Source organism: Rhodanobacter sp. PCA2 (genome assembly GCF_013620825.1).
Classification (GTDB): domain Bacteria; phylum Pseudomonadota; class Gammaproteobacteria; order Xanthomonadales; family Rhodanobacteraceae; genus Rhodanobacter_A.
Genome location: NZ_NJIC01000012.1, coordinates 110,615 through 124,360 on the forward strand (window position 1 = coordinate 110,615; position 13,746 = coordinate 124,360).

A 13,746-nucleotide genomic window follows, 5' to 3' on the forward strand; every position below is an offset into this window, starting at 1 on the left:
CGGTCTTGAGCATGCGCAGCAATTTCGCGACGCGGTAGCTGGCGGGCGCGACGCGGTAGCCCACCACCATCGGCCGCTTCGCCAGCAGCGCCTCCAGCGTGGCGGTGCCGGAGGCCAGCAGCACCACGTCGGCGGCCTGCATGGCGAGATGGGCCTGGCCGTCCAGCAGCAGCGGCGCGGTGGCGTCCTGCGGCACCCTGGCGAGCAGGGCGCGCAGCTGTTCCAGCATGCGCGGGTTCGCGGCGGGGATCACCACGCGCAGGCCGGGCAGCGCGGCGGCCACGCGCCGTGCGGCGTCGAGGAACGGGCCGCCCAACCGGGCCAGCTCGCTGCCGCGGCTGCCCGGCAACACGGCCAGCACCGGCGCGTCCTGCGGCAGCTGCAGCGCCTCGCGCGCGGCGGCGCGGTCGGACACCAGCGGGAAGCGGTCGGCCAGCGGATGGCCGGTGAAGCGGGCATCGACGCCGTGCCGGGCGTAGATCGCCGGTTCCATCGGGAACAGGCACAGCACGCGGTCGGCCGAGCGGCCGATCTTTTCCGCGCGATGTTCGCGCCAGGCCCATACCGAGGGGCTGACGTAGTGCACGGTGCGCAGGCCGGCCTGCTTCAGCCGCTGCTCCACGCCCAGGTTGAAATCCGGCGCATCGATGCCGACCACCACGGCCGGTTTCGCGGCGAGCAGGCGCGCGACGAGTTCCTTGCGCAGCCTGAGCAGGCGCGGCAGGTGCGACAGCACTTCGGCCAGCCCGAACAGCGACAGCTCGCGGATGTCGTACCAGGACTCGAAGCCCTCGGCCTGCATGCGGCTGCCGCCGATGCCGACGAAGCGGGCGGCGGGGTAGCGGGCGCGCAGCGCGGCGATCAGGTCGGCGCCGAGCTGGTCGCCGGAGTCTTCGCCGGCGAGGAGGGCGATCAACGGGGCTGTGCCTGCTTGTGGAGCGTCGTTCATGCCGACAGCATAAAGCAGAGCGCGTGTTTGATTTGCGGATATGCGGGACGCATATCCGCGACGCTTATCTGGCGAGTGCCCGGTTGCTGCGGTCGATGAAGTCCAGCATCGCGCGCACGTCCGTGCTGTCCTGCGCCTGCTGGGCGAGCTGTTCGCGGGCCTCGGGCAGCGACAGGCCGGCCATGTACAAGGTGCGGTAGGCGCGCTTGATCGCGGCGATGCGCGGGCTCTCGAAGCCGCGGCGCTTCAGGCCCTCGCTGTTGATGCCGCGCGGACGGCCATGCTGCTCGTTCGCCATCATCAGGAACGGCGGCACGTCGGAACCGACCAGGCAGCCCATCGCGATGAACGCGTGCGCGCCGACCTTGCAGAACTGGTGCACGCCGGCGTAGCCGGAGATGATCACCCAGTCGCCGATCTCCACGTGCCCGGCCAGCGCCGAGTAGTTGGAGAACACCACGTGGTTGCCCACCTGGCAGTCGTGCGCGATGTGCACGTAGGCGAGCAGCCAGTTGTCGTCGCCGATGCGGGTGATTCCGCCGCCTTCGCCGGTGCCGCGGTTGATGGTGACGAACTCGCGGATCAGGTTGCGGTCGCCGATCACCAGCTCGGTGCGCTCGCCCTTGAACTTCATGTCCTGGGGATTGCCGCCCAGCGAGGCGAATTGCGTGATGCGATTGTCGCGGCCGATGCGGGTCGGCCCGTCGATCACCACGTGCGGGCCGATCACGGTGCCCTCGCCGATCTCCACCTCGGCGCCGATCACGCTGTAGGCGCCGATGCTGACGTTGGCGCCGATCCTGGCAGTGGGGTCGATCTGCGCGGTGGGGTGGATCATTTGTCCGACCTCGCCGCGCACATCAGTTCGCAGCTTGCCACTTCCTTGCCGTCCACCACGGTGCGTGCGGCGAACAGGCCCATGCCGCGCATCACGCGCTTCACCGACACTTCCAGTCGCAACTGGTCGCCCGGCACCACCGGCGCGCTGAAGCGCGCGTTGTCCACCTTGACGAGGTAGAACAGCGGGCTGTCGGTGTTGCCCTTCATGCGGTTGCTGAGCTGGGTGAGCAGGCCCGCCGCCTGCGCCATCGCCTCCACGATCAGCACGCCCGGCATCACCGGGTGGCCGGGGAAGTGGCCGTTGAAGAACGGCTCGTTGATGGTGACGTTCTTCAGCGCCACCACGCTCTGGTCGGGAACCATCTCGACCACCCGGTCGACCAGCAGGAACGGATAGCGGTGCGGCAGCAGCTGCTGGATCTGTTCCACGCTCACCGGCAGGGTCACGGTTGCGGCTTTGTCACTCATCGTTCTCGTCCTTCTCCAGCGCCGTGAGGCGGCGCGCGAAATCGTCCAGGTGCTTGAAGCGGGCGGCGTTCTTGCGCCACTGGCGGTTGTCCTGCAGCGGCGTGCCGGAGGAATACTCGCCCGGCTCGCGTATCGAGTGCGTAACCAGGCTCTTGGCGGTAATGGTAACGCGGTCGGCCAGTTCCAGATGGCCCAGCACGCCGGCGTTGCCGCCGATCATGCACCAGCGGCCGATCCTCGCGCTGCCGGCCACCGCCGCGCAGCCCGCCATCGCGGTGTGCGCGCCCACGTGCACGTTGTGGGCGATCTGGATCTGGTTGTCCAGCCGCACGTCCTCTTCCAGCACGGTATCGTCCAGCGCGCCGCGGTCGATGGTGGTGTTCGCGCCGATCTCGCAATCGTCGCCGATGCGCACGCCGCCGAGCTGGGGGATCTTCACCCAGTGGTCGCGTTCGAAGGCGAGTCCGAAGCCGTCGGAACCGATCACCGCGCCGGGGTGCACCAGCACGCGCCGGCCCAGGCGCACCCGCGTCACCAGGGTGACCCGCGCCACCAGGCGCGACTGGGCGCCCACCGTGCAGTCCTCGCCCACGATGCAATGCGGGCCGAGCACGGCGCCCTCGGCGATCACCGCGCCGGCGGCGACCACGCAGCAGGGGCCGACGCTGGCGCCCGGGGCGACGGTCGCGCCCGCGTCCACCACCGCGGTGGGGTGGATCCCGGGCGCGGCTGCCGGCAGGCGCTCGAACAGCGCGGCGATCTTCGCGTAGGCCACGTAGGGGTCGGCGGCGACCAGGGCGTCGACCGGACAGTCCGCGAGGTGTTCCTCGCGCAGGATCACCGCACCGGCGCCGGTGGCGGCCAGTTGCGCGGCGTACTTGCCGTTGGAGAGGAAGGCCAGCTGGCGGGCGCCGGCGTTCGCGAGCGTGGCGACGCCGTCGATGGAGCGCCCGCCGTCGCCGTGCAGGCGCAAGCCGAAGCGTTCGGCCAGGTCGGCGAGGGTGGGGCCGGGATGGGTGCTCAAGGGCTTCTCCGCGAGGGGCCGCCCATTGTATCGGCAGTGCCGCGGCCGTGGTCCGGAAGGCGAAAAGCGCGGCAGGCCGCGCTTTTCGCCGGGGTGGTGCGTTCGTCCGGCCTCAGAACGTGGAGCCGAACGTGAACTGGATGCGCTCCTCGTAGTGGCCGTCGTCGCGCTGGGTGCGGAACGGCAGCGCGAAGTTGATGATCATCGGGCCGATCGGCGCCTGCCAGTGCAGCGACAGGCCGGTGGAGGCGCGCAGCGTGCTGGCGTCGAAGCTCTGCCAGTTCTTGTACGCGTTGCCCACGTCCACGAACCAGGACACGCGGGCGGTGTTGACGTCCTTGAGGAAGGGCAGCGGCAGGTACAGCTCGGCCGTGCCCAGCACCTTGAACGCGCCGCCGATGGGCTGTGCGTAGGAGTAATAGCTGCCGCTGCAGTTGCCGCTGGCGTCGGGCTGGCCCGTGCCCGAGCAGATGCGCGGGCCCAGCGTGTTGTCCTGGAAGCCGCGCACGTCGCGCACGCCGCCGGAGTAGAAGTTCTCCCAGAACGGGAAGTCGTTGCGCATGTCGAGCGGCTCGGGCATTCCCGCCGCGGCATAGGCGGCCTTGAGCTGGTCGAACGCCGTGTCGCTGATGCCGTTCTTGCCGTAGGTCTTGCCGTAGCCGACCTGGCCGTCGAGGTAGAGCACGAAGCCGTGGCCGATCGGCCAGTAGTGGTTCGCCTCGCCCGTCACCTTCCAGTACTTCACGGTGGAGGTGGGCAGCGCCACTTCGGAACTCAGCGACAGCACGCCGCCGCGGGTGGGCGCCCAGTAGCCGTTGCGGCTGTCCATGTTCCAGCCCAGCGTGCCGACCAGCGAGTGCACGGTGTAGTTGCCGATCTCGTTCTGGTAGTCGACCAGCTGCTGCGGCGTGTAGCCGGCGATCGAGTTGATCTTGTTGCTGCTGACGCCGAGGCCCGCGCGGATACTCTGGAAGTCGGTGATCGGGAAGCCGAGGTAGGTGGAGAACGCCTTCTGGCTGGTGGAGTAGTTCGCGAACTCGCTGTTGTCGACGTTGCCGAAGTCGGTCTTCGAATAGGTGGCGTTGTAGCCGATGCCGACGTTGTTGTCGGTGAGGTAGGGGTTGTAGTAGTTGACGTTGAAGCGGGTGTAGTAGCTGCTGCGCTCGCCGCTCACCGACACGCTGTCGCCGGTGCCGAACAGGTTGCGCTGCGACACCGAGGCGGACAGGATGATGCCGGAATACTGCGAGTAGCCCACGCCGAACTGCAGGCTGCCGGCGGACTGTTCCTCGACCTTGACGGTGACATCCACCTGGTCGTCGGAGCCGGCCACCTTCTTCTTGTCGATGTCGACCTTCTTGAAGTAGCCCAGCTGCTGCAGGCGGATCTTGGAACGGTCGATCATCCCTTGCGAGTACCAGGACCCTTCGAGCTGGCGCATCTCGCGGCGCAGCACGTTGTCCTCGGTGAGCGTGTTGCCCTCGAAGATCACGCGCCGCACGTAGACGCGCTGGCCCGGTTCGATGTACAGCGTGAGGTCGACGGTGCGCTTGTCCTTGTCCAGCTTGGGATACGGCGTGACCTTGGCGTAGGCGTAGCCGATGTTCGCCAGCAGCGCCTTGAGCGCCTTGGTGCTGTTCTCGATCGCGGCGCGGTTGAACACCTCGCCCGGCTTGACAAACACCAGTTGCCGCAGCGTGGCTTCGGGCAGCACCAGCGTGCCCAGCAGCTTCACGTCCTGGATCTTGTAGATCTCGCCTTCCTTGACGTCGGCGGCGATGTACATCGACTGCTTGTCCGGGGCGATCGTGACCTGGGTGGAATCGACGCCGAAGTCGGCGTAGCCGCGGTTCATGTAGTAGGACTGCAGCTTCTCCAGGTCGCCGGAGAGCTTCTCGCGCGAATACTGGTCGTTCTTCGAGTACCACGACATCCAGTTCGGCGTGCCCAGCTCGAAATCGTCGCGGATCGCCTTGTCGGTGAACGCGTGGTTGCCGAGGATGTTGATCTCCTTGATCTTCGCCACCTGGCCCTCGCGGACCTCGATGTCGATCGCCACGCGGTTGCGTTCCAGCCGCACCACGTGGGGGATCACCGACACGCTGTACTTGCCGCGGTTGTAGTACTGGTGGATCAGTTCCTGCTGCACGTTGTCCAGCGCGAGGCGGTCGAACGTCTCGCCCTCGGCCAGGCCGATCGACTTCAGGCCCTTCTTCAGGTCGTCGGTCTTGATGTCCTTGTTGCCGCGGATGGTGAGCTTGGCGATCGACGGCCGCTCCACCACCTTGATCACCAGGATGTTGCCGTCACGCTCCAGTTCCACGTCGCTGAAGAACTTGGTCTGGTACAGCGCGCGGATCGCCCGCTGCGCCGTGGCGTCGGTCATGCGGTCGCCGCGGCTCATCGGCAGGTAGTTGAACACCGTGCCGGCGGAGATGCGGCTGAGACCGTCGATGCGGATGTCCGAGATCACGAACGGATCGAAGGCGAGCGCGTTGGCGGAGAGGGAGGCAAGCAGGAGCAGGGCGGCGATACGCTTCATCGTCGATTCCGGTGGATGGTTTCGATCAGGCCGCCGGCCCGATCAAGGTGCGCGGCAGGGCAGAACCCCGCCGCGAGAAAGAACAGGTGCCCGCAAGAGGCACCGGATGCAACAGACCGGCGCGCGTGAGCGCGGCCGGCACGAACGTTTGCGGCGTCGACGAACCGGTGGCGCGGATCATCGACGTCACGACAGCAGCAGGCGATGGATGTCGTTGTAGAACACCAGGCCCATCAGGCTGAACAGCAGCACCAGCCCCACGTACTGGCCGATCGCCATGGCCTGTTCGCTGAGCGGGCTGCCCTTGACCAACTCGATAAGGTAATACAGCAGGTGGCCGCCATCCAAGACGGGGATGGGCAGCAGGTTCAGCACCGCCAGGCTCAGCGACACCATGGCGAGGAACTGCAGGAACCGGGCGAAGCCCAGCTGGGCGCTGGCATTCGCCACCTGCGCGATGCCGATCACGCTGGACAGGTTGCGCGGCGAGGCCTCGCCGTCCAGCATCTTGCCTATCATGCCGAAGGTCTGCGCGGTGTTGCGCCAGGTGGCGGCCAGCGCCTCGTTCAGGGCGCGCAGCGGGCCGTAGCGCAGCGTGGCGGCTTCGGGCGGTTGCGAGCCTATGCCTATCATCCAGTCGGAGGGCTGGCCCTGCAGCGATTCGCGCCGTGCGACGACCTGCAGCGGGATGGTCTTGCCGTTGCGCTCGACCACGATCGCCAGCTTCGGGGACACCACGGCGTCCTGCTGCACCAGCTTGCCCATCCCCAGGAAATCGGTGGCGGGCTTGCCGTTCACGCTGACGATGCGGTCGCCGGCCAGCATGCCGGCCAGCGCGGCGGGCTGGTCGGGCAGCACGGTGGCGGCCACCGCGGGCGCCGGCATCGGCAGCAGGCCCAGGGTGGTGAAGTACTGGTCGACGGTCTGGCCGGGCGGCAGCTTGTCCAGCGGCAGCAGCAGGCGCCGCTGCGTGCCGTCGGGATCGCGCACGGTGAGCGGCAGCGGCGTGCGGCCCAGCAGGGCATTCGCCACCACGTCCAGCGAATCGCCCCAGGTATCGACGTCGCGGCCGGCGATGCTGAGGATGCGGTCGCCCGGCTGGATGCCTGCCTGGGCGGCCATGCTCTGCGGCTTGGCGGTGACGATGGGCGCGCTGTCGGGCAGGCCCACCATGAACATCAGCCACAGCGCCGCCACGGTGAACAGCAGGTTGAAGCCCGGCCCCGCCAGCACGATCAGGATGCGCTTCCACACCGGCTGGCCGGTGAACTCCTGGCCTTGCAGCTGCGGCGGCACCACGCCTTCGCGTGCGTCCAGCATCTTCACGTAGCCGCCCAGCGGGATCGCGGCGATCTGGTACTCGGTGCCGTCGCGGCCGATGCGCTTCCACACCGCGTTGCCGAAGCCCACCGAGAAGCGCAGCACCTTCACCCCGCAACGGCGCGCGACCCAGTAATGGCCGAACTCATGGAAGGTCACCAGCACGCCCAGCGTGACCAGCAACCAGAATACCGAGCCGAAAAAGGAAGTCATCAAACGCCGTGAGGGAAATCTATCGGTGACAGGATATCAGCAAGCCCCGGGAACCTGTTCATGTTCCCGGGTGCAGCAAGCTGCCCGGGGGATCATGAACAGCTGCGTAGCAACAGGCGCCGGGCCGCGGCCCGGGCCTCGCCGTCGCGCGCAACAAGAGACTCCACATCGACCACGGCTTGCGGCGGCAGTTCCGCAAGTACCCCCTCGACCACTTCGGCGATGGCCAGGAAGGGCAGGGCGCCGGCCAGGAAGGCTTCCACCGCCACCTCGTTCGCGGCGTTCAGGATGGCCGGCGCGTCGCCGCCGGCACGCAGCGCCTGGAAGGCCAGCGCGAGGCAGCGGAAGGTGTCCAGGTCCGGCGCCCCGAACTCCAGCGCGCCGCAGGTGGCGAGGTTCAGCGGCGTCACCCCCGATTCCACGCGGTCGGGCCACGCCAGCGCGTGGGCGATCGCGGTGCGCATGTCGGGGTTGCCGAGCTGGGCCAGCACCGAGCCGTCCACGTATTCCACCAGCGAATGCACCAGGCTCTGCGGATGCACCGCCACTTCGATCGCCGCGGCCGGCGCGCCGAACAGGTGGTGGGCCTCGATCACTTCCAGGCCCTTGTTCATCAGGGTGGCTGAATCCACCGAGATCTTGCGGCCCATCGACCATTTGGGGTGCTTGCAGGCCTGGTCGGGGGTCACCGCCGCCAGTTCGGCGCGGCTGCGACCCCGGAACGGGCCGCCCGAGGCGGTGAGCACGAGCTTGCGCACGCCGCTGGCGCGCAGGTTCGGGCGGCCGCCGGGCAGGCACTGGAAGATCGCGTTGTGCTCGGAGTCCACCGGGATCAGTTCGCCGCCCCCGGTGCGCAGCGCCTCCAGCAGCAGCGGGCCGGCCAGCACGATGGATTCCTTGTTCGCCAGCAGCAGGCGCTTGCCGGCGCGCGCGGCGGCGAGGGTGGAGTCCAGTCCCGCCGCGCCCACGATCGCGGCCACCACGGTATCGCACTGCGTGCCGGCCGCGGCGGCGGCGAGCGCGGCCTGGCCGCTGGCCACTTCGCAGCGCACGCCGTCGGCGGCGAGGCGGCGCGCCAGCTCGCCTTCCAGCGCGGGGTCGGCGATCACCGCCAGTTCGGGGCGGTGCGTGGCGCACAGTGCGGCCAGGGCCGCCACGTTGCGGTGCGCACTCAGGATGTTCGCGCGGAAGCGGTCCGGATGCCGCGCGATGACATCCAGCGTGCTGGCGCCGATCGAACCGGTGGCACCCAGTACCGCAACCTTGTTCATTGCCACTTTCCCTTTACATCCGGAGCAGCTGCAGGCCCAGGGTGAACACCGGCAGGGCGGCGAACACGCTGTCCAGCCGGTCCAGCAGGCCGCCGTGGCCGGGGAACAGGTCGCCCGAGTCCTTCACCTGGGCATGGCGCTTCATCAGGCTTTCGAGCAGGTCGCCCACGATGGAGGCGGCCACGGTGAGCAGGGCCAGCACCGCCAGGCCGGGCAGCGCCGCGCCGCGCAGGCCCAGCAGCCAGCCCCCGATCAGGGCGACCGCCGCGCCGGCGGCCAGCGCCCCGTAGGCGCCTGCCCAGGTCTTGCCGGGGCTGATCTGCGGTGCCAGCTTGCGCTTGCCGAACGCGCGTCCGCTGAAGTATGCGCCGATGTCCGCGGCCCACACCACCAGCAGGGCCAGCAGCATCCACCAGTGGCCGTGCGGCTCGCGGCCGTGCAGCGCGAGCGCGGCGATCCAGGCGGGGAAGACCACGAAGGCGCCGGCCGCCAGCTTGACGGCGCGGTTCTCCTTCGTGGGCGCCGCGCCGTAGGCGAAGTGGCGCAGCCACAGGCAGGCGGTCAGCCACCACGCCACGCCCAGCGCCAGCAGCAGCGGCGTCAGCGGGCCGGCATGCGCCAGCCACAGCAGCACGAACAGCAGCGCGGCGACCGCCAGCAACGCGATGCGCGCGGCGGGCTGGCGTACGCCGGCGAGGCGGGCCCATTCCTCCAGCGCACCCAGGAACACCACGGCGCCGACCACGGCCAGCCACGGGGTCGGCAACAGCAGGATGATCAGTATCGCCAGCGGCGCAAGCAGCAAGGCGGTGACGACGCGCTGGAACAGCATGCTTACCCCTGGGTCCTGGTGGCGGCGAGCTGTTCGCCGGTGCGACCGTAGCGGCGGTCGCGCCGGCCGTAGTCCTCGATGGCCCGATGCAGGCAGGCCTGATCGAAGTCCGGCCACAGGGTATCGGTGAAATGCAGTTCGGCATAGGCCGCCTGCCACAGCAGGAAGTTGCTGAGCCGGCATTCGCCGCCGGTGCGGATGAACAGGTCCAGCGGGGGCAGGTCGGCCAGGCACATCCGCGCGGCCAGCGTGGCCTCGTCGATCGCCTCGGCCTGCAGTTCGCCGCGGGCCACTGCCGCGGCGGCCTGGCGCGCGGCCTGGGCGATGTCCCAGCGGCCGCCGTAGTTCACCGCCACGTTGAGGTGCAGTTTGACGTTGCCGCCGGTGCGCGCCATCGCGGCCTGCATGCGCTCGCGCAGCGGGGCGTCGAAGGCGGCCAGGTCGCCCACGAATCGCAGCCGCACGCCCTGGGCGTGCAGTTCGTCGGTTTCCTTGTCCAGCGCGCGCAGGAACAGCGTCATCAGCGCGCCGACTTCCTCTTCCGGCCGCTGCCAGTTCTCGCTGGAGAACGCGAACAGGGTAAGCGCCTCGACCCCTTCGCGCAGACAGCCTTCCACCACCTCGCGCACCGCCTTGCGGCCGGCGTTGTGGCCGAAGCTGCGCGGCCGGTGGCGCGCCTTCGCCCAGCGGCCGTTGCCGTCCATCACGATGGCGATGTGGCGGGGGATGGCGGGTGTGGAGGTCATGGTGCGGCTTGGGCCGGTCCCTCCCCGGTCAGGGAAATGCTGCCCCGAAGGGGCGGATGGATGGAGTGGGTGCCAGTGTGCCCCTGTCGCCTTCTCCATGGCGGGGGAGAGGGCGCGCCGTTGCCCGAAACCGCGGCGCCGGATGTTCCGGGCCCCGCGGTCCGGCATGCGTCACATGGACATCAGCTCGTCTTCCTTGGCCTTCACCACGCCGTCGACGTCCTTGACGAAGCGGTCGGTGAGCTTCTGGATCTCGTCGTCGGCGCGGCGTTCCTCGTCCTCGCTGATCTGCTTGTCCTTGAGCAGGTCCTTCAGCTTCTGCAAGGCGTCGCGGCGCACGTTGCGGATCGCGATCTTCGCGTTCTCGCCCTCGTGCGACACGTGCTTGGCCAGCTCGCGGCGGCGCTCCTCGGTGAGCGGCGGCATGTTGAGGCGGATCACGGTGCCCGCGGTGGTGGGCGTGATGCCGATGTCCGAAGCCAGCAGGGCCTTTTCGACCGGGCCGACCAGGCTCTTGTCGAACGGCGTGATGATGATGGAGCGCGCGTCGCCCAGGGCCACCGAGGCCACCTGGTTCAGCGGCATCTCCGAACCGTAGGCGGGCACCTTGATGCCGTCCACCAGCGCGGTGCTGGCGCGGCCGGTGCGCAGGCGGGTGAGTTCGTGCCGGAGCGCGTCGATGCTCTTGCCCATGCGGGTCTGGGCATCGTTCTTGATGTCGTTGATCATGGAGGCGTTTCCCGGTGGATCTGGTCAGCCGGCGAGTATAGCAGCGCCGGTCGTCGCGGCCGGACGGCGGCCGCCGGCGCTGCACGGGGTCAGTTGTGGACCAGGGTGCCCACCGCTTCGCCGTGCATGATGCGGGTGAGGTTGCCGGGCACGGTCATGTCGTAGATGCGCAGCGGCATGCCGTGGTCGCGGCACAGGGCGATCGCGGCGGTGTCCATCACCTTGAGGTTGCGCTGGATCACCTCGTTGTAGGTGAGTTCGTCGTAGCGCCGGGCGTCGGGATCGCGGGCCGGGTCGGCGGTGTAGACGCCGTCGACCTTGGTGGCCTTGAGCAGCAGGTCCGCGCCGATCTCCACCGCGCGCAGGGCGGCGGCCGAGTCGGTGGTGAAGAACGGGTTGCCGGTGCCGGCCGCGAACAGCGCGATGCGGCCCTTCTCGATGTGGCGGATCGCGCGGCGGCGGATGTAGTCCTCGGCCACGTCGTGGATCTGGATCGCGCTCATCACGCGGGCGTAGGCGCCGCGCTTCTCGATCGCGTCGGCCATCGCCAGCGCGTTCATCACCGTGGCCAGCATGCCCATGTGGTCGCCGGTGACGCGGTCCATGCCGGATGCGGCCAGGCCCTCGCCGCGGAAGATGTTGCCGCCGCCGATCACCACGCCGACTTCCACGCCGCTCCTGCTCACGGCGATGATCTCGTCCGCCAGTTCGCCGATCACCTTCGGATCGATGCCGTAATCGGCCTCGCCCATCAGCGCTTCACCGGAGAGCTTGAGCAGGATGCGGCGGTACTTGGGCTGGTCGCTCATGGGGTCTCCGGATTGTGGTGGCGCAAACCGGCGCATTGTAGCGATTGCGCCCACGCGCGGCGAGCGATTCGCGTCATTGCCGGCCGGGCGCACGTGCGTTCCGCGGGTGCGCGAGTCGCACGCCAGGCACGAAAAAAGCGGAGCCGCGAGGGCTCCGCTTGTCCGTGGCGCTGCTGCGTGATCAGGCGAGGTTCTTCGCCGCGAAGTCCCAGTTGACCAGGTTCCAGAACGCTTCCAGGTACTTCGGGCGGGCGTTGCGGTAGTCGATGTAGTAGGCGTGTTCCCACACGTCCACGGTGAGCAGCGGCTTGTCGCTGCCGGTGACCGGCGTGGCGGCGTTGGAGGTGTTGACGATGCCCAGCGCGCCATCCGGGCGCTGCACCAGCCAGGTCCAGCCCGAGCCGAAGTTGCCGGCGGCGGACTTGGTGAACTCTTCCTTGAACTTCTCGAACGAACCGAACGCCTTGTTGATCGCGTCGGCCAGCTTGCCGGTGGGTTCCTTGCCGCCCTTGGGGCTCAGCGAGTTCCAGTAGAACGTGTGGTTCCAGATCTGCGCGGCGTTGTTGAACACGCCGCCGGAGGACTTGCGGATGATGTCTTCCAGCGCGGCGCCTTCGAACTCGGTGCCCTTGACCAGGTTGTTGAGGTTGGTCACGTAGGCCTGGTGGTGCTTGCCGTAGTGGTACTCCAGCGTCTCGGCGGAGATGTGGGGCTCGAGCGCGTTCTTTTCGTAGGGCAACGGGGGAAGTTCGATCGCCATGGCTGGCTCCTTGACGGTGGCTGGGAGAAAAGGTCGCGACGACCGGCGGCCGCTGCGTGTCGGCTGATACAATACCGATCTGCCTGCATTGTAAAGATGAACCACCAGCCATGGACGTAAACGAGCGAATCAAGTCGCTGCTCGCCGCGCATCCGATCGTGCTCTTCATGAAGGGCACGCCGGAATTTCCCATGTGCGGCTTTTCCAGCCGCGCCGCACAGGCGCTGCAGCAGGCCGGCGCGCCGTTCCACGCAGTGAACGTGCTGGCCGATCCGGAAATCCGCGCGGCGTTGCCGCACTACGCGAACTGGCCGACGTTCCCGCAGCTCTTCATCGAGGGCGAACTGATCGGCGGCTGCGACATCGTGGTGGACCTGCAGGCTTCCGGCGAGCTGGCGCGCATGGCCGGCGACGTGACCGGGGCGTCGCAGGAATGACGCTGCCGTCGATGGGTCTTCCCGCGGGCTGGGCGCCCGCCGGCGGCGACACGCTGGCCGGTCGCGTGGTGCTGGTCACCGGCGCCTACGGCGGCCTGGGCGGCGCGGTGGCGCGCGCGGCCACGCGCGCCGGCGCCACCGTCGTGGTCAGCGGCAAGCGCAAGCGCCAGCTGGAACAGCTGTACGACGCGATGCTGGCCGAAGGCCTGGCCGAGCCGGTGATCCATCCGCTGGACATGGAAACCGCCACCCCGCGCGAGTACGCCGCGCTGGCCGACGGCCTGCGCCACGATTTCGGCCGGCTGGACGGCATTGCGCACTGCGCCGCCAGCTTCGCCGGGCTCACCCCGATCGGCATGCACAAGCCGGACGACTGGCTGCGCGCGATGCACGTCAACCTCAATGCGCCGTTCGCGCTGACCCAGGCCTGCCTGCCGCTGCTGCAGGAGGCGGCCGACAGCGCGGTGGTGTTCGTGCTGGACGATCCCGCGCGGCTGGCGCGCGCGCACTGGGGTGCGTATGGCGTCTCCAAGGCGGCGCTGGAGCGCTTCGCCTCGATCCTGCACGAGGAGACCGACGAGAGCCCGCTGCGCGTGCACGCGTTGCTGCCCGGGCCGATGCGCACCAGGCTGCGCCGGCAGGCGTATTTCGGCGAGGACACCATGCAGCACCCACCGCCGGATGCCGCTGCCGAGGCGCTGGTCTGGCTGCTGGCCGCGCAGGGCGCCGCGGCGCGCGGTCGCGTGCTCGATCTGCGGGACGCGGCATGAGCTGCGTCCATCGCCAGTCCGGGGCACGCTGATGGA

The 13,746-nt window shown here is 69.0% G+C and carries 14 protein-coding genes; 2 read left to right on the forward strand and 12 right to left on the reverse strand.

Features of this window, described 5'->3' with window-relative positions:
* From lpxB to sodB, 12 genes are all read right to left on the reverse strand, one after another.
* On the reverse strand, nucleotides 1–949 hold a 949-nt coding region (gene lpxB, locus PCA_RS04885), incomplete at its 3' end, for a lipid-A-disaccharide synthase (protein ID WP_255436667.1).
* A gap of 64 nt (nucleotides 950–1,013) precedes the next feature.
* Nucleotides 1,014–1,787, reverse strand: coding sequence for an acyl-ACP--UDP-N-acetylglucosamine O-acyltransferase (gene lpxA, locus PCA_RS04890; protein ID WP_181301471.1), 774 nt, complete (start codon nucleotides 1,785–1,787; stop codon nucleotides 1,014–1,016).
* Nucleotides 1,784–2,257 (reverse strand): 3-hydroxyacyl-ACP dehydratase FabZ, encoded by a 474-nt coding sequence (gene fabZ / locus PCA_RS04895; RefSeq protein ID WP_181301472.1) that lies wholly within the window; start codon nucleotides 2,255–2,257, stop codon nucleotides 1,784–1,786. The genes lpxA and fabZ overlap by 4 nt, the downstream gene beginning before the upstream one ends.
* Entirely contained in the window at nucleotides 2,250–3,281 is a 1,032-nt protein-coding gene (gene lpxD, locus PCA_RS04900; RefSeq protein ID WP_181301473.1) for a UDP-3-O-(3-hydroxymyristoyl)glucosamine N-acyltransferase, read from the reverse strand. The genes fabZ and lpxD overlap by 8 nt, the downstream gene beginning before the upstream one ends.
* 112 nt (nucleotides 3,282–3,393) lie before the next feature.
* Entirely contained in the window at nucleotides 3,394–5,823 is a 2,430-nt protein-coding gene (gene bamA / locus PCA_RS04905) for an outer membrane protein assembly factor BamA (protein ID WP_181301474.1), read from the reverse strand.
* 186 nt (nucleotides 5,824–6,009) lie between these two features.
* Nucleotides 6,010–7,356, reverse strand: a complete 1,347-nt coding sequence (gene rseP / locus PCA_RS04910; RefSeq protein WP_181301475.1) for an RIP metalloprotease RseP — start codon at nucleotides 7,354–7,356, stop codon at nucleotides 6,010–6,012.
* Nucleotides 7,357–7,448: 92 nt separating this feature from the next.
* Nucleotides 7,449–8,627, reverse strand: coding sequence for a 1-deoxy-D-xylulose-5-phosphate reductoisomerase (locus PCA_RS04915; RefSeq protein WP_181301476.1), 1,179 nt, complete (start codon nucleotides 8,625–8,627; stop codon nucleotides 7,449–7,451).
* A gap of 13 nt (nucleotides 8,628–8,640) precedes the next feature.
* Entirely contained in the window at nucleotides 8,641–9,459 is an 819-nt protein-coding gene (locus PCA_RS04920; RefSeq protein WP_181301477.1) for a phosphatidate cytidylyltransferase, read from the reverse strand.
* A 2-nt stretch (nucleotides 9,460–9,461) separates the two neighbouring features.
* Nucleotides 9,462–10,205 carry a polyprenyl diphosphate synthase gene (gene uppS, locus PCA_RS04925; protein WP_181301478.1) on the reverse strand — a complete coding sequence of 248 codons (744 nt, stop codon included), beginning with the start codon at nucleotides 10,203–10,205 and terminating at the stop codon, nucleotides 9,462–9,464.
* A 171-nt stretch (nucleotides 10,206–10,376) separates the two neighbouring features.
* Nucleotides 10,377–10,934: a ribosome recycling factor gene (gene frr, locus PCA_RS04930; RefSeq protein WP_181301479.1), complete on the reverse strand. Its 558-nt coding sequence runs from the start codon at nucleotides 10,932–10,934 to the stop codon at nucleotides 10,377–10,379.
* 89 nt (nucleotides 10,935–11,023) lie between these two features.
* On the reverse strand, nucleotides 11,024–11,743 hold the full coding sequence (gene pyrH / locus PCA_RS04935; RefSeq protein WP_181301480.1) for a UMP kinase: 720 nt from the start codon (nucleotides 11,741–11,743) through the stop codon (nucleotides 11,024–11,026).
* 181 nt (nucleotides 11,744–11,924) lie between these two features.
* A complete protein-coding gene (gene sodB, locus PCA_RS04940; protein ID WP_181301481.1) occupies nucleotides 11,925–12,503 on the reverse strand; it encodes a superoxide dismutase [Fe] in 579 nt (192 codons plus the stop codon).
* Between the two features lie 110 nt (nucleotides 12,504–12,613).
* Here sodB and grxD point away from each other — a divergent pair, with 110 nt between their 5' ends.
* Nucleotides 12,614–12,940, forward strand: a complete 327-nt coding sequence (grxD, locus tag PCA_RS04945) for a Grx4 family monothiol glutaredoxin (RefSeq protein ID WP_181301482.1) — start codon at nucleotides 12,614–12,616, stop codon at nucleotides 12,938–12,940.
* On the forward strand, nucleotides 12,937–13,710 hold the full coding sequence (locus PCA_RS04950) for an SDR family NAD(P)-dependent oxidoreductase (protein ID WP_181301483.1): 774 nt from the start codon (nucleotides 12,937–12,939) through the stop codon (nucleotides 13,708–13,710). The genes grxD and PCA_RS04950 overlap by 4 nt, the downstream gene beginning before the upstream one ends.
* Nucleotides 13,711–13,746: the final 36 nt, after the last annotated feature.